Annotated in this window: 10 protein-coding genes; 8 read left to right on the forward strand and 2 right to left on the reverse strand. The window is 65.7% G+C overall.

Translation table 11 applies throughout. From position 1 onward, the window contains the following. The first annotated feature begins 16 nt into the window (after nt 1–16). A complete protein-coding gene (locus AC1RQC_RS09940) occupies nt 17–310 on the forward strand; it encodes an ElaB/YgaM/YqjD family protein (RefSeq protein WP_492883120.1) in 294 nt (97 codons plus the stop codon). Between the two features lie 64 nt (nt 311–374). On the opposite strand, the gene AC1RQC_RS09945 is transcribed toward AC1RQC_RS09940, so the two are convergent. Next, complete coding sequence (locus tag AC1RQC_RS09945) at nt 375–1,340, reverse strand: LysR substrate-binding domain-containing protein (protein ID WP_492374538.1); 966 nt, start codon at nt 1,338–1,340, stop codon at nt 375–377. Between the two features lie 203 nt (nt 1,341–1,543). After that, a complete protein-coding gene (locus AC1RQC_RS09950; RefSeq protein WP_492374537.1) occupies nt 1,544–2,665 on the reverse strand; it encodes an asparaginase in 1,122 nt (373 codons plus the stop codon). 339 nt (nt 2,666–3,004) lie between these two features. Between AC1RQC_RS09950 and aspA the strand changes: the two genes are divergently transcribed. From aspA to AC1RQC_RS09985, 7 genes are all read left to right on the forward strand, one after another. Then, the gene (aspA, locus tag AC1RQC_RS09955) at nt 3,005–4,432 is read left to right on the forward strand and encodes an aspartate ammonia-lyase (protein ID WP_492883122.1); all 1,428 of its coding nucleotides are present in this window, start codon (nt 3,005–3,007) and stop codon (nt 4,430–4,432) included. A 110-nt stretch (nt 4,433–4,542) separates the two neighbouring features. Further along, nucleotides 4,543–5,853 carry a dicarboxylate/amino acid:cation symporter gene (locus AC1RQC_RS09960; protein ID WP_492374535.1) on the forward strand — a complete coding sequence of 437 codons (1,311 nt, stop codon included), beginning with the start codon at nt 4,543–4,545 and terminating at the stop codon, nt 5,851–5,853. Between the two features lie 218 nt (nt 5,854–6,071). Beyond that, the gene (gene aceE, locus AC1RQC_RS09965) at nt 6,072–8,765 is read left to right on the forward strand and encodes a pyruvate dehydrogenase (acetyl-transferring), homodimeric type (protein WP_492826805.1); all 2,694 of its coding nucleotides are present in this window, start codon (nt 6,072–6,074) and stop codon (nt 8,763–8,765) included. Nucleotides 8,766–8,785: 20 nt separating this feature from the next. Beyond that, a complete protein-coding gene (gene aceF / locus AC1RQC_RS09970) occupies nt 8,786–10,399 on the forward strand; it encodes a dihydrolipoyllysine-residue acetyltransferase (RefSeq protein ID WP_492883124.1) in 1,614 nt (537 codons plus the stop codon). A 13-nt stretch (nt 10,400–10,412) separates the two neighbouring features. Next, nucleotides 10,413–12,200, forward strand: coding sequence for a dihydrolipoyl dehydrogenase (lpdA, locus tag AC1RQC_RS09975; RefSeq protein WP_492883126.1), 1,788 nt, complete (start codon nt 10,413–10,415; stop codon nt 12,198–12,200). Nucleotides 12,201–12,313: 113 nt separating this feature from the next. After that, on the forward strand, nt 12,314–14,608 hold the full coding sequence (locus AC1RQC_RS09980) for an NADP-dependent malic enzyme (RefSeq protein WP_492374531.1): 2,295 nt from the start codon (nt 12,314–12,316) through the stop codon (nt 14,606–14,608). Between the two features lie 51 nt (nt 14,609–14,659). Next, nucleotides 14,660–16,012 (forward strand): dicarboxylate/amino acid:cation symporter, encoded by a 1,353-nt coding sequence (locus AC1RQC_RS09985; protein ID WP_492374530.1) that lies wholly within the window; start codon nt 14,660–14,662, stop codon nt 16,010–16,012. Nucleotides 16,013–16,021: the final 9 nt, after the last annotated feature.

A 16,021-nucleotide genomic window follows, 5' to 3' on the forward strand; every position in this document is an offset into this window, starting at 1 on the left:
CAACGAGGAGAAGGAAATGTCGAATACCGGTAGCGCCCTGCGCGAAGTCGATAGCCTGTTGGTGCCTGCCACCAATGCCACCAATGCCACCCATGCCCCCGGCACGCCGGCCGCGGATGCGCCGGGCAAGGTGCAGGAACGCCTGAAGAAGGCAAAGAAGAAAATCGCCGATGTGCAATACGTCGTCGTGGAAAAGAGCCGCCACACGGCGCGCGTCGCGGACGACTATGTGCATGAAAGCCCGTGGACGGCCATCGGCGTGGCCGCTGCTGTCGGCGTGCTGATCGGCTGGCTGATCGACCGACGATAGATCCCCCGGCCAATCGCCAACGTATCCGCCCGGGCCGCCAACCACCGCGGCCCGGGACCCAGCCTTACAGCATCCCGCAGTCGCTCGATTCAGCGGCCTTGCCCATCAGCATCAATTGCGGGTCCCGCACATGGCTGATAAAGGACCACAGCTCATCGACCAGCGGCTTCGGGCTGGCCGCCGAGCGGTACAGGCGGATATCGAGGCTGGTTGCCCACGAGGCCGGCCCCGCCACCACCAGCTTGCCCTCTTTCAGCTCGTCGCTGACGCAGCTCTCCGGCAACCAGCCCACCCCGTGCCCGGCCACGACCATGGCCTTCAGGGCCTCCGACATATGGGTCTCGAAGCAGCGCTGCAGCCCGTAGGGCTCCGGCGCATTGAGCAGGATCATCTCGACCACGTTGCCAAGGAACGCGCCGGATGAATAGGCCATGAAGGGCAAGGGCTTGGCGCTCGTGCCCGGCAGCCGGAAGATCGGCTGCCCGTGCTTGTCCGGCGCCGAGAACGGCAGGATCCGCTCGACGCCCAGCATCAGGAACGGGAAGCCGTTCGGGTCAAGCAGGATCGGCAGTTGCTGATGATGGTAGCCCAGCAGGATGTCGCAATCGTCATCCACCAGTTGCTGCACGCCCTCCGGCACATTCACCGCATGCACGCAGGCGCTCAACGAGCCGAAACGCCCGTGCAGGTACTTGAGCCAGGACGGGAAGAAGGTAAAGACCAGGGTGTGCGCCACCGAGAAGCGGATGACCTTGTCGCTCTCGGCAAGGGGCTGGCGGCTGCTCAGCAGCGCGCGTGCGGCGTAAGCGTCACGCAACAGGTCGGCGGCCAGCCGGCGGAACAGCCAGCCTGCCGTGGTCAGCGTTGCCGGATGCACGCTGCGGTCAACCAGGCTGACGCCAAGCCACTCCTCAAGGGCCATGATGCGCCGGCTGAACGCCGACTGGGTGATATGCCGGTCGGCAGCCGCGCGCGAAAAACTGCGCGTTTCAGCCAAGCACAGGAAGTCTTCAAGCCACTTGGTTTCCATAATGGAATGTACTCAACATCAGGGGGGGACGCGCTGTCTATGGCACATCATACGGCAGCGCGGTGCTGCACAAATCGGTGGAAGCCCGATAGCACCATGCAAATTTTGCGCCACATTATTCCGAAATTGCAACATCCCTCCCCGGCCTCGCGCGGACAAGCGCAAGGCGCCGAGTACTCGACTGGTGCTCGCTCAGTGCTCGCTCAGTACTTCCAGAAGATCTTCTGCAGTTCCTTGGTGTCGTTGGTCTTGGTCAGTGCCAGCGCCATCAGGATGCGGGCCTTCTGCGGCAGTTGGTCGTCGGTCACCAGCCAGTCGTACTTGTCGTCTGGCTGCTCGGCGTTGCGGACCACCACGCCGCTGCCGGTGCGCGAGGCACGCACGATCTGCACGCCCTTGGCGCGGGCGGCCTTGAGCGGCTCGACCATGTAGTCGCCCACGCTGCCATTGCCGGTGGCGGCGTAGACGATCGCCTTGGCGCCGTTCTTCACCGCGGCATCGATGCTGGCCGGATTGACGTTGCCGTAGGCGTACACCACGGCCACTTCAGGCAGCTTGTCGATCTTGTCGATGTCCCATTCGGTTTGCAGGGTATGCGGGCGCGCCGGCAGGCGGTAGTACAGCGTGCGGCCCTCCACCACGTAGCCCAGCGGGCCAAACGGCGAGCGGAAGGTCTCGATCTTGAAGGTGTTGGACTTGGTGACGTCGCGCCCAGTGTGGATCTCGTCGTTCAGCACCGCCAGCGTGCCCTTGCCTCTGGACTCCGGGCTGGACGCCACCAGCACCGCGTCGTACAGGTTAAGCGCGCCGTCCGCGCCCAGCGCCGTGCCCGGACGCATCGATCCCACCACCACGACCGGCTTGTCGCTCTTGAGCGTGAGGTTGAGGAAGTAGGTGGTTTCCTCGATGGTGTCGGTGCCGTGGGTGATCACGATGCCGTCCACGTCCGGCTGCTTGAGCAGTTCCGAGACGCGCTTGCCAAGCTTGAGCAGGCGCTCGTTGTTGAAGCTCTCCGAGCCGATCTGGAAAACCTGCTCGCCCTTGACGTTGGCGATCTTGGAGATCTCCGGCACCGAGGCGATGATCTTGTCCACCGGCACCACGGCCGACTGGTAGGCGGCGGTATTGGTGGCGGCGGCGCCCGCGCCGGCAATGGTGCCACCGGTGCCGATGATCACGATATTGGCCTTGCGGGCTTCGCTGGCCTGTGTCGGCGCGCCGGCGGCAGGGGCGGAGGGAGCAAGCTGGGCATGGGCAACGCCGGTGGTCAGGCTGGCGGCAAGCAGCAAGGCGCTGAGGGTATTAAGACGTGCAAAACGCTTCATGGTGTTCTCCATGCGTTGGATATCAGGCGCTGGGTAAGTGCCCGCCAAATGGTGATGACAGGTGATGAGCGGGCGATGATACGGCAACCAAAAAGCGCCCGTATCCGTATAAGCCCTGATAGGGCGATGCAAAATTCGCGGCGAAGTATGCGGAAAAATCATCACCCCGCGAGGCCTGCGCCCGCCGCGCTCCAGCCGCTCCTGGCGCCTTGCCGATAGCGCCGGTGCCGCATGAGTATTTCGCGCCGCGCCATGAGAAATTCGCATCATGGTCGCTACCTGCCGGCGGATTACCTAGAGTCAACTCCTCCCTGATGACAATTTGCGAGGAGCAATGCAATGACCGCTGGCACCTTTAGAACCGAACATGACCTCCTGGGCGATCGCGAGGTCCCGGCCGATGCCTACTACGGTGTGCACACCCTGCGCGCGGTAGAGAACTTCCCGATCACCGGCACCCCCATCTCCATCTACCCTGAGCTCATCAGGGCCCTGGCGTACATCAAGCAGGCAGCCGCGCTGGCCAACCACGAACTGGGCCTGCTCGACGAGCCCCGCTGCGACGCCATCGTCGCCGCCTGCGCGGAACTGCTTGGCGGCAAGCTGCACGATCAGTTTGTCGTCGACGTGATCCAGGGCGGCGCCGGCACCTCGACCAACATGAACGCCAACGAGGTCATCGCCAACCGCGCGCTCGAACTGATGGGGCACAACAAGGGCGAGTACCAGTACCTGCACCCGAACGAGCAGGTCAACATTGGCCAGAGCACCAACGACGTCTACCCGTCCGCCCTCAAGATCGCCACCTGGTTCGGCATCCTGGGCCTGGTGGATGCCATGGGCGTGCTGCGGCGCGCCTTCGAGCGCAAGGCCGAGGAGTTCAGGCATGTCCTGAAGATGGGCCGCACCCAGTTGCAGGACGCCGTGCCCATGACGCTGGGCCAGGAGTTCAGCACCTACGCCGTGATGCTCGGCGAGGACGAGGAGCGGCTGCGCGAGGCCGCCCTGCTGATCTGCGAGATCAACATGGGCGCCACCGCCATCGGCACCGGCATCACCGCGCACCCGAACTACGCGCCGCTGATCCTCAAGCGGCTCAAGGAGATCACCGGCATTCCGCTGATGACCGCGCCGAACCTGATCGAGGCCACGCAGGATTGCGGCGCCTTTGTGCAGCTCTCCGGCGTGCTCAAGCGCGTGGCGGTCAAGCTCTCCAAGACCTGCAACGACCTGCGGCTGCTGTCCAGCGGCCCGCGCGCCGGGCTGGGCGAGATCAACCTGCCGGCCATGCAGGCAGGGTCCAGCATCATGCCCGGCAAGGTGAATCCCGTCATCCCGGAGGTGGTCAACCAGATCGCGTTCGAGGTCATCGGCAACGACATCACGGTCAGCTTCGCGGCCGAAGCCGGCCAGCTGCAACTCAATGCCTTCGAGCCGATCATCGCGCACAGCCTGTTCAAGAGCGTGAGCCATCTGCGCAACGGCTGCCTGACGCTGGCCGAGCGCTGCGTCAACGGCATCACCGCCAACGAAGAGCGCCTGCGGGCCACGGTCGAGAACTCCATCGGCATCGTGACGGCCCTGAACCCGTACATCGGCTATGCCAACGCCACCGCCGTGGCGCAGGAGGCTCATGCCACCGGCGGCAGCGTGTACGAGATCGTGCTGCAAAAGGGCTTGCTGACCCGGGAGGAACTGGACCAGATCCTGCGCCCGGAAGTGCTGACGCAGCCAACCCCGCTGAGCTTGGCGCCCCGCGCACGCTGATCCGGGGGGCAAGGCGCGTCCGGCGCCAGGCACGGCGCCACCGGCCCCGCCCTGCCCCGATACCGACGGTCAGACCAGGATCTGGCCGCAACCCCTGGAGACAACGCATCATGAAGGCAAACAAGCTCACAACCCGGATCATGATCGCCATGGTCCTGGGCATCGTCACCGGCTACCTCTGCAACCGCTTCGTGCCCGATGCGGCAATGGCCAAGGAGATCGCCGGCTACTTCTCCATTGTCACCGACGTCTTCCTGCGGCTGATCAAGATGATCATCGCGCCGCTGGTGTTCGGCACGCTGGTGGCGGGCATCGCGGGCATGAAAGACGCCAGCGCCGTGGGCCGCATCGGCATCAAGGCGCTCGGCTGGTTCATCACCGCGTCGCTGATATCGCTGCTGCTCGGCATGTTCTTCGTGGACCTGCTGCAGCCCGGGCATGCACTGAACCTGCCACTGCCCGAAATCGGCACGGCCACCAACCTCAAGACCTCCACGCTGAACCTGAAGGACTTCATCACGCACGTCTTCCCCAAGAGCGTGTTCGAGGCGATGGCGCAGAACGAGATCCTGCAGATCCTGGTGTTCTCGCTGTTCTTTGGCTTTGCCATTGCGTCGTTCAAGGGCAAGGTGGGCCATCACCTGGTGGCGTCGATCGAGGAACTGGTGGCGATCATGCTGCGCGTCACCGACTTTGTGATGCGCTTCGCGCCGCTCGGCGTGTTTGCCGCCGTAGCCGCCGCCATCACGGTGCAGGGCATTGGCGTGCTGTTTACCTACGGCAAGTTCATCGGCGGCTTCTACCTGGGCTTGCTGGTGCTGTGGCTGGTGCTGACCGCGGCAGGCTACCTGTTCCTGGGTGGGCGGGTGTTCACGCTGCTCAAGCTGATCCGCGAGCCGACGATCCTGGCGTTCTCCACCGCCAGCAGCGAGGCGGCCTACCCCAAGACCATGGAGCAGATGGAGAAGTTCGGGGTGCCCAACAAGGTGACCGGCTTCGTGCTGCCGCTGGGCTACTCGTTCAACCTCGACGGCTCGATGATGTACCAGGCATTTGCCGCGCTGTTCATCGCCCAGGCCTACAACATCGAGATGAGCCTGACCCAGCAGATCACCATGCTGCTGGTGCTGATGGTCACCAGCAAAGGCATCGCCGGCGTGCCCCGTGCCTCCATCGTGGTAGTTGCGGCAACCCTGCCGATGTTCAACCTGCCGGAAGCTGGCCTGCTGCTGATCCTGGGCATCGACCAGTTCCTCGACATGGGCCGCACCGCCACCAACGTCATCGGCAACAGCATCGCCACGGCCGTCGTTGCCAAATGGGAAGGCGAGCTTGGCGCCACGCAGGACCCCGATACCGTGGCTGCCCTGGAGTCCGAGGACATTGCGCAAGCGCCGTCGCAACAACCCCGGGCCGGCTAGGCGCGGGTATTCCCTGACGGCCTCGCATGAAAACTCATAACGATGACCCCGCCTGAATATGGATTCCCGACCGGGCAGCCGGCCGGCCAGGGCGGGTTTCCTTTCCAATCAATGACTTGCACAACCCGCATGACTGCGTTTGCAGTGGCATGTCTCTTGCTGAACAGATCTGCCACTGCAGCACCCGACACAACCAAAACAGAACACGTGGAGACACTATGAGCGCACGAGAAGCGGGCGATCTCGATCCTATCGAGACCGCGGAATGGCTGGAGTCCTTGCAAGCGGTGACGCAACATCGCGGAGCCGAGCGCGCTAACCAGCTGGTCAATACGCTGGTGGACGAGGCGCGGCGCGATGGCCTCTATGTGCCGCGCTCCCTGACCACGGGCTACCGCAACACCATCGCCCCCAAGGACGAAGCGCAATCGACCGGCGACCGCGCCATCGAGCATCGCCTGCGCTCGATCATCCGCTGGAACGCCATGGCGATCATCCTGCGCGCCAACAAGGAATCGTCGGAGCTGGGTGGCCACATCGCCAGCTTCCAGTCGGCCGCCACGCTCTACGACATCGGCTTTGGCCACTTCTGGCATGCGCCCACCGACACCCACGGCGGCGACCTGCTCTACATCCAGGGCCACAGCGCGCCCGGCATCTATGCCCGCGCCTTTGTCGAAGGGCGGCTCACCGAGCAGCAGTTGCTGGGCTACCGGCAAGAGACCGGGGGCACCGGGCTGTCCTCCTACCCGCACCCCTGGCTGATGCCGGATTTCTGGCAGTTCCCCACCGTGTCGATGGGCCTGGGGCCGCTGATGTCGATCTACCAGGCGCGCTTCCTCAAGTACCTGCAAGGCCGTGGCCTGGCGGACACGGCGGCGCGCAAGGTCTGGGCCTTCATGGGCGACGGCGAGATGGACGAGCCCGAATCGCTGGGCGCGATCTCGCTGGCCGGCCGCGAGCGGCTGGACAACCTGATCTTCGTCATCAACTGCAACCTGCAGCGGCTGGACGGCCCGGTGCGGGGCAACGGCAAGATCATCCAGGAGCTCGAATCGGTCTTCCGCGGCGCCGGCTGGAACGTGATCAAGGTGGTCTGGGGCGGCGGCTGGGACAAGCTGCTGGCCAAGGACAAGAGCGGCCTGCTGCTAAAGCGCATGGAGGAATGCGTCGACGGCGAATACCAGGATTTCAAGAGCAAGAGCGGCGCTTATGTGCGCGAGCACTTCTTTGGCAAATACGAGGAACTCAAGGCATTGGTCGCCGACATGAGCGATGACGAGATCTGGGGCCTCACGCGGGGCGGCCACGATCCCGAGAAGGTGTTTGCCGCCTACGCGGCGGCCGTGAAGCACACCGGCGAGCCGACGCTGATCCTGGCCAAGACGGTCAAGGGCTATGGCATGGGCGAATCCGGCGAAGGCCAGATGATCGCCCACCAGGCCAAGAAGATGACTCAGGACGCCCTGCGCGGCTTCCGCGACCGCTTCCAGATTCCGGTCAGCGACGAGCAACTGGCCGACGTGCCCTTTATCAAGCCGGCCGAGGACAGCCCGGAGATGCAGTACCTGCGCGCCCGGCGCGCGGCGCTGGGCGGCTACCTGCCGGCACGCCGCAGCAAGTCGACCTCGCTGGAGATCCCGCCGCTGTCCAACTTCCAGCGCCTGCTGGACAGCACCGGCGAGCGCGAGATCTCTACCACCATGGCCTTCGTGCAGATGCTGGGCACGCTGGTCAGGGACAAGGCCATTGGCAAGCACGTGGTGCCCATCGTGCCTGACGAATCGCGCACCTTCGGCATGGAAGGCATGTTCCGCCAGCTGGGCATCTATTCGTCGGTCGGCCAGCTCTACAAGCCGCAGGATGCCGACCAGCTGATGTACTACCGCGAGTCCAAGGACGGCCAGGTGCTGCAGGAAGGGATCAACGAGGGCGGCGCAATGTCCAGCTGGATCGTGGCCGCGACCTCGTACAGCACGAGCAACGTGCCGATGATCCCGTTCTACATCTACTACTCGATGTTCGGGCTGCAGCGGGTGGGCGACCTGGCGTGGCTGGCGGGCGATATCCGCGCGCGCGGCTTCTTGCTGGGCGGCACCGCCGGGCGCACGACGCTCAACGGGGAAGGCTTGCAGCACGAGGACGGCCATAGCCACATCATCGCCGGCACCATCCCGAACTGTGTCTCCTACGACCCCACCTTCGCCTATGAAGTGGTGACCATCGTGCGCGAGGGCATGCGCCGCATGTACGAGCAGCAGGAGGATGTGTACTACTACATCACCCTGATGAACGAGAACTACACGCACCCGGGGCTGGCCGAAGCGGGCGCCGGCGCCAGCACCGAGGAAGGCATTCTCAAGGGCCTGTACCTGCTCAAGGACGGCGGCAAGGCCGGCAAGGGCGGGCTGCGCGTGCAGCTGATGGGCAGCGGCACCATCCTGCGCGAAGTGATTGCGGCGGCCGAGCTGCTGAAGGCGGACTTCAACGTCACCGCCGACATCTGGAGCGCCCCCAGCTACAACGAGCTGCGCCGCGACGGCATGGCCGCGCAGCGCTGGAACCTGCTGCACCCCACCGAGCCGCGCCGCAAGAGCTGGGTCGAGGCGAGCCTGGCAGGCCATGACGGCCCGGTGATCGCTTCCACCGACTACATGCGCAACTACGCCGACCAGGTGCGCGAATACGTGCACGCCGCCGGGCGCCGCTACGTGGTGCTCGGCACCGATGGCTTTGGCCGCAGTGACTACCGCGCCAAGCTGCGCAGCTTCTTCGAGGTGGACCGCTACCACGTGGCCGTGGCCGCGCTCAAGGCGCTGTGCGATGACGGCGCGATCAAGCCCGCGGTGGTGGCCGAGGCCATTGCCAGATATGGGGTGGATAGCGAGCGCGCAGCGCCGTGGACGGTCTGACAGGCGAAGGAATAAAGACAATGAACCAAGCCATTGAAATCAAGGTGCCCGACATCGGGGACTTCAAGGACGTGCCGGTGATCGAGCTATTCGTCAAGGTGGGAGACCTGGTCAAGGCCGAGGACCCGCTCGTCTCGCTGGAGTCGGACAAGGCCACCATGGAAGTGCCCGCGCCGCACGGCGGCGTGGTCAAGCAGATCCACGTCAAGCTGGGCGATGCCGTCAGCGAAGGCAGCGTGCTGATGCAGTTCGAGGGCAATGGGGCCGGCACTGCCGCCGCCGCGCCGGCGCAAGCCACCAAGCCCAGCGTGAGCGCGCCGCCCTCCCCGGTCAGCGCGCCCGCCGGGCTGGCCGAAGTGCGCATTCCCGACATCGGCGACTTCAAGGACATCCCGGTGATCGAGATCTTCGTCAAGGTCGGCGATACCGTGAAGGCGGAGGACGCGCTGCTGTCGCTGGAGTCCGACAAGGCCACCATGGACGTGCCGGCGCCGCTGGGCGGCGTGGTGCGGGAGATCCGCGTCAAGGTGGGCGATACCGTCAGCGAAGGCAGCATCATCATGGCGCTGGCCACCGGCGATGCGTCGGCGGCGACAGCGACGACAGCGGCGACGGCGCCAGGCGCCGCTGTCGCCGTGGCAGCCGCGCTTGCTGCCCCTGCCCCCGCCGCTGCCACCGCCGCATCCGGTGGCGTCGACGAAACCGCTTTTGCCCTTGCCTACGCCAGCCCGGCGGTGCGCAAGCTCGCCCGGGAGACCGGCGTGGACCTGGGCAAGGTGCGCGGCAGCGGCGAGCACGGCCGCATCCTGCGCGCCGACGTAGAGGCCTTCGCCCGCCCGGGCGGCGCCGTGGCGCCTGCCGCCAGGCCCGCCGCCGCGCCTGCGGGTGGTGGCGCCGGCCTGGACCTGCTGCCGTGGCCCAAGGTCGACTTCGCCAAGTTCGGCCCGGTCGAGCGCAAGGAACTGAGCCGCATCAAGAAGATCTCGGGCGCCAACCTGCACCGCAACTGGGTGGTGATCCCGCACGTCACCACGCACGACGAAGCCGATATCACCGACCTCGAGCAATTCCGCGTGCAGATGAACAAGGAGCTGGAGAAGAGCGGCGTCAAGATCAGCATGCTGCCCTTCATGATGAAGGCGGCCGTGGCCACGCTCAAGGCATTCCCCGAGTTCAACGCGAGCCTGGACGGCGACACCCTGGTGCTCAAGCAGTACTACCACATCGGCTTTGCGGCCGACACGCCCAACGGCCTGATGGTGCCGGTAATCCGCGACGTCGACAAGAAGAGCATCCCCGATATCGCGCGGGAGATGGGCGAGCTGGCCAAGCTGGCGCGCGAGGGCAAGCTCAAGCCCGACCAGATGTCGGGCGGCACCTTCACCATCAGCTCGCTCGGCGGCATCGGCGGCATCAACTTCACCCCCATCATCAACGCGCCCGAAGTCGCGATCATGGGCGTATGCAAGAGCTTCTGGAAGCAGCACTCCAGCGACGGCAAGAACTGGGCTTCGCGCCTGACGCTGCCGCTGTCCTTGTCATGGGACCACCGTGTCATCGACGGCGCCGCGGCTGCCCGCTTCAATGTCCATTTTGCCAACCTGCTCGCCGATCTGCGGCGTGTGCTGTTCTGAGGGGCGCGCTGCAATGACCCAACGTGTCGAAGTCAAAGTGCCGGATATCGGCGATTTCAAGGATGTCACGGTGATCGAGGTCATGGTCAAGCCCGGCGAGACCATCGCCGTGGAAACCAGCCTGATCGCGGTCGAGTCCGACAAGGCCTCGATGGAGATCCCTTCCACCCACGCCGGCGTGGTCAAGGAGATCACCGTCAAGGTCAACGATAAGGTGAGCGAGGGATCGGTGATCCTGGTGGTGGAGGCCGCCGCGGGCGCTGCAACCGTTGCCGCGCCCGCCGCGCCAGCGCCTGCGGCCCCATCGGCCCCATCGGCCCCATCGGCGCCGCCCAAACCAGCGCCAGCCGCCGCGCCCGTTCCCAACGCTGCCAGCTACACCGGCAAGGTGGACCAGGAATGCGAAATGCTGGTGCTGGGCGCCGGCCCCGGGGGCTATTCCGCCGCGTTCCGCAGCGCCGACCTGGGCATGAAGACTGTCCTGGTGGAGCGCTACGACACGCTTGGCGGTGTCTGCCTCAACGTGGGCTGCATCCCCTCGAAGGCGTTGCTGCACACGGCATCGGTCATGGATGAAGTGGCGACCCTGCCGGACCACGGCATCCGCTACGGCGCGCCCGAGATCGACCTGGACAAGCTGCGCGGCTTCAAGGACAGCGTCATCAAGAAGCTGACCGGCGGCCTGGCCGGCATGGCCAAGGCACGCAAGGTCGAGGTGGTGACCGGCGTCGGCAGCTTCCTCGACCCGTATCACCTGGAAGTGGTGGCGGCCGACGGCGGCAAGCGCGTGATCAAGTTCGCCAAGGCCATCATCGCGGCGGGCAGCCAGGCGGTGAAGCTGCCGTTCATGCCCGACGACGAGCGCGTGGTCGACTCCACCGGCGCGCTGCTGCTCAGGTCGATCCCCAAGCGCATGCTGGTGGTGGGCGGCGGCATCATCGGGCTGGAGATGGCCACGGTCTACTCCACGCTGGGCACGCGCATCGACGTGGTGGAGATGCTGGATGGCCTGATGCAGGGGGCGGACCGCGACCTGGTCAAGGTGTGGGAGAAGAAGAACGCGCACCGCTTCGACCACGTCATGCTCAAGACCAAGACGGTGGGGGCCAAGGCCACCGCGGCGGGCATCGAAGTCAGCTTCGAGGGCAAGGAGGCGCCGGCGCCGCAGGTCTACGACGCGGTGCTGGTGGCGGTGGGCCGCAGCCCCAACGGCAAGTCCATCGGCGCGGACAAAGCCGGCGTGGCCGTCACCGAGCGCGGCTTCATCGAGGTCGACAAGCAGATGCGGACCAACATCGCGCATATCCATGCGATCGGCGACATCATCGGCCAGCCAATGCTGGCGCACAAAGCGGTACATGAAGCGCATGTGGCCGCCGAGGCCGCGCACGGCGAGCCCGCCTTCTTCGACGCGCGGCAGATCCCGTCCGTTGCCTACACCGATCCCGAGGTGGCCTGGGCCGGCAAGACCGAAGACCAGTGCAAGGCCGAAGGCATCAAGTTCGGCAAGGCCGTGTTCCCGTGGGCCGCTTCGGGCCGGGCCATCGCCAACGGCCGCGACGAAGGCTTCACCAAGCTGCTCGTCGACGAAGCCACCCATCGCGTGATCGGCGGCGGCATCGTCGGCACGCATGCCGGCGACCTGATCAGCGAGATCTGCCTGGCCGTGGAGATGGGCTGCGAGCCCGCCGATATCGGCAAGACCATCCACCCGCACCCGACGCTGGGCGAATCGATCGGGATGGCGGCCGAGGTGTTTGAAGGGCATTGCACCGATTTGCCGCCTGTGAAGAAGAAATAAGAAGAAATAAGCGAGAGGCGCACGGCGCGGCATTTGCGCCGTGCGCTACGCCCAAGAGATCACAAGAACGTGTATCGCCGATCTGGCGCCCTGACCGAGCCACAGAGACAACCATGACCGAAAACCTTCGCGAAGCCGCACTCGACTACCACCGCTACCCCACGCCCGGCAAGATCTCCGTGACGCCGACCAAGGCAATGGCCACGCAGCGCGACCTCGCCCTCGCCTACTCGCCGGGCGTGGCCGATGCCTGCATGGAAATCGTGCGCGATCCGGCCGAGGCAATGAACCTCACGTCGCGCGCCAACCTGGTCGCCGTGATCACCAACGGCACCGCGGTGCTGGGCCTGGGCAATATCGGGCCGCTGGCGGGCAAGCCGGTGATGGAGGGCAAGGGCTGCCTGTTCAAGAAGTTCGCGGGCATCGATGTGTTCGACATCGAACTGGCGGAAGACGATCCGGACGCGCTGATCGACACCATTGCCCGCATGGAACCGACCTTTGGCGGCATCAACCTGGAAGACATCAAGGCGCCCGAGTGCTTCTACATCGAGAAGAAGTTGCGCGAGCGCATGAAGATCCCGGTCTTTCATGACGACCAGCACGGCACGGCCATCGTGGCCGCCGCGGCCATCCTGAATGCGCTCAAGCACGTTGGCAAGGATATCGCCGAGGTCAAGCTGGTCGCATCCGGCGCCGGCGCCGCGGCACTGGCCTGCCTGGACCTGATCGTCAACCTGGGCCTGCCGACCGGCAACGTGTTCGTCTCCGACAGCAACGGCGTGGTCTATCAGGGCCGCAAGGAGGCAATGGACCCGAACAAGGCGCGCTATGCGCAGGACACATCCGCGCGCACGCTGGCCGACATCATCGGCGGCGCGGACATCTTCCTGGGGCTGTCGGCCGGCGGCGTGCTCAAGCCGGACATGGTCAAGGTGATGGCGCGCGACCCGATCATCCTGGCCATGGCCAACCCCACGCCGGAGATCGCGCCGGAGGATGCGCTGGCGGTACGTCCCGATGCCATCCTGGGCACCGGGCGCTCGGACTATCCGAACCAGGTCAACAATGTCCTGTGCTTTCCGTTCATCTTCCGCGGTGCGCTGGACGTTGGCGCCACCACCATCAACGAGGAGATGAAGCTGGCCGCCGTGCGCGCCATCGCCGAACTGGCGCACGCGGAAATCCCCGAAGTGGTGGCCCAGGCCTACGGCGCGGTGGGCCTGCGCTTCGGCGCCGAATACCTGATTCCCAAGCCGTTCGACCCGCGCCTGATCGAAGCGGTGGCGCCCGCCGTGGCCAAGGCCGCGATGGACAGCGGTGTGGCAACGCGCCCGATCGCTGACATGGAGGCGTATCGCCAGCGCCTGGGCCAGTTTGTCTACCAGTCGCGCAGCGCCATGGGGCCGGTGTTTGCCGCCGCCAAACGCGCGCCCAAGCGGGTGATCTACGCTGAAGGCGAGGACGAGCGCGTGCTGCGCGCCGCCCAGGTGGTGATCGACGAGGGCATCGCGCGCCCGTTGCTGGTGGGCCGCCCCAATGCGATCGTCCAGCGCATCGCGCAGTTCGGCCTGCGCCTGCAGCCCGGCGTGGATTGCGAGTGCGTGGATCCACTGGACCCCGCCGTCTACCGCGACGCGGCCGAGGCGTACTACCAGCTGAGTTGCCGCGACGGCGTGTCGCGGGCGCTGGCACAGGCGGAGGTGCGCAGCCGCGGTACGCTGCTGGGCGCCATGCTGGTGCGCCAGGGCCGGGCCGATGCCATGCTGTGCGGCACCGTGGGCCGCTTCCAGGATCACCTTGGCTATGTGCGGGACACCATCGGCCTCAAGCCCGGCAGCGAGACGCTCGCCGTCATGCAGATGCTGATGCTGCCGGGCCGCCAGCTGTTTATCTGCGACACCCATGTCAACCTCGACCCGACGGCGCAGCAGATCGCCGACATCACGTTGCTGGCGGCCGAGGCGGTCAGGCGTTTCGGCATCACGCCTAGCGTGGCCCTGCTCTCCCACTCCAACTTCGGCGGCTCCACCGCGCCCGCCGCGGTGAAGATGCGCGAGGCGCTGGCGCTGGTGAAGGCGCGCGAGCCGTCGCTGGCCGTGGAAGGCGAGATGCGCGGCGATGCGGCGCTGTCCAAGCCCATCCTGGAGCACGAGTTCCCCGAGTCCTGCCTGCCCACCGAAGCCAACGTGCTGGTGATGCCCAACGTGGATGCCGCCAACATCTCCTACAACCTGATGCGCATCGCCGCGGGCGGCGGCATCACGGTGGGCGGCATCCTGCTCGGCGCCGCGCGCCCGGTGCACATCCTGACGTCTTCATCGACGGTGCGCCGCATCGTCAACATGAGCGCCGTGGCAACGGTCGACGCCAGCGCGCAGCGCGCCTCTGCCTGGGCAATCGACTGACCTGACCCGCGACGACGCCGGCGCCCACGCAACCCCAAAGAGGAGACACCCATGGACAATGACAATCACCCCAAGCCGTTGTACCGATCCCTGTACTTCCAGGTCATCACCGCGATCGTCATCGGTGTGATCCTCGGCCACTTCTACCCGCAGGCCGGCGAGGCGATGAAGCCGTTGGGCGATGGCTTCATCAAGCTGATCAAGATGATCATCGCGCCGATCATCTTCTGCACGGTCGTGGTCGGCATCGCCGGCATGGAGGACATGAAGAAGGTCGGCAAGACCGGTGGGCTGGCGCTGCTGTACTTCGAGGTGGTGAGCGCCATTGCGCTGGTGGTGGGTCTCGTGATCATCAACATCGTCAAGCCCGGGGCGGGCATGAATGTCGACGTGAGCACGCTCGATACCAAGAGCATCGCCGCCTATACCGAGCCCGGCAAGATGCAGGGCACGGTGGATTTCCTGCTGCATGTGATCCCCAATACCGTGGTGGACGCCTTCGCCAAGGGTGAGATCCTGCAGGTGCTGCTGTTTGCCGTGATGTTTGGTTTCGCGCTGCACAAGTTCGGCGGGCGCGGCACGCTGGTGTTCGACTTCATCGAGAAGTTCTCGCATGTGCTGTTCACCATCGTCGGCTACATCATGAAGGTGGCCCCCATCGGTGCGTTCGGGGCCATGGCGTTCACCATCGGGAAATATGGCGTGGGCTCGCTGCTGCAGCTTGGCCAGCTGATGGCAACGTTCTACGCGACCTGCCTGTTCTTCATCTTTGTCGTGCTTGGCGGCATCGCGCGCGCGCATGGGTTCTCGATCTGGAAGTTCATCAAGTACATCAAGGAGGAACTGCTGATCGTGCTGGGCACGTCGTCGTCCGAATCGGTGCTGCCGCGGATGATGGCCAAGCTGGAGAACCTGGGTGCGCGCAAGTCCGTCGTGGGGTTGGTGATTCCCACCGGCTACTCGTTCAACCTGGATGGCACGTCCATCTACCTGACCATGGCGGCTGTGTTTATCGCCCAGGCCACCAATACCGACATGAGCCTGATGCAGCAGCTGACGTTGCTGGCCGTGCTGCTGCTCACCTCCAAGGGCGCGGCCGGGGTCACCGGCAGCGGCTTCATCGTGCTGGCGGCCACGCTGTCGGCGGTGGGCCATGTGCCGGTGGCGGGCCTGGCCCTGATCCTGGGCATCGACCGCTTCATGTCGGAGGCGCGCGCGCTGACCAACCTGATCGGCAACGGCGTGGCCACGGTGGTGGTAGCTAAATGGACCGGCGACCTGGACGTGGCGCGCATGCACCGCCGGCTGGACAACGAATCGGACGCCGAGGCCGACGAGCCGGAGGCCGTGCTCGATCCGATGGTGGCGCGCATGCCGGCCTCCGGCACCACGCTGACCCGGTGACCGGCAGGC

The organism is Cupriavidus sp. GW822-FHT03E04, assembly GCF_058801495.1.

Coding starts and splice junctions, on each gene's coding strand:
- AC1RQC_RS09940 (WP_492883120.1), top strand. CDS start 17: ATGTCGAATACCGGTAGCGCCCTGCGCGAAGTCGATAGCCTGTTGGTG.
- AC1RQC_RS09945 (WP_492374538.1), bottom strand. CDS start 1,340: ATGGAAACCAAGTGGCTTGAAGACTTCCTGTGCTTGGCTGAAACGCGC.
- AC1RQC_RS09950 (WP_492374537.1), bottom strand. CDS start 2,665: ATGAAGCGTTTTGCACGTCTTAATACCCTCAGCGCCTTGCTGCTTGCC.
- aspA (WP_492883122.1), top strand. CDS start 3,005: ATGACCGCTGGCACCTTTAGAACCGAACATGACCTCCTGGGCGATCGC.
- AC1RQC_RS09960 (WP_492374535.1), top strand. CDS start 4,543: ATGAAGGCAAACAAGCTCACAACCCGGATCATGATCGCCATGGTCCTG.
- aceE (WP_492826805.1), top strand. CDS start 6,072: ATGAGCGCACGAGAAGCGGGCGATCTCGATCCTATCGAGACCGCGGAA.
- aceF (WP_492883124.1), top strand. CDS start 8,786: ATGAACCAAGCCATTGAAATCAAGGTGCCCGACATCGGGGACTTCAAG.
- lpdA (WP_492883126.1), top strand. CDS start 10,413: ATGACCCAACGTGTCGAAGTCAAAGTGCCGGATATCGGCGATTTCAAG.
- AC1RQC_RS09980 (WP_492374531.1), top strand. CDS start 12,314: ATGACCGAAAACCTTCGCGAAGCCGCACTCGACTACCACCGCTACCCC.
- AC1RQC_RS09985 (WP_492374530.1), top strand. CDS start 14,660: ATGGACAATGACAATCACCCCAAGCCGTTGTACCGATCCCTGTACTTC.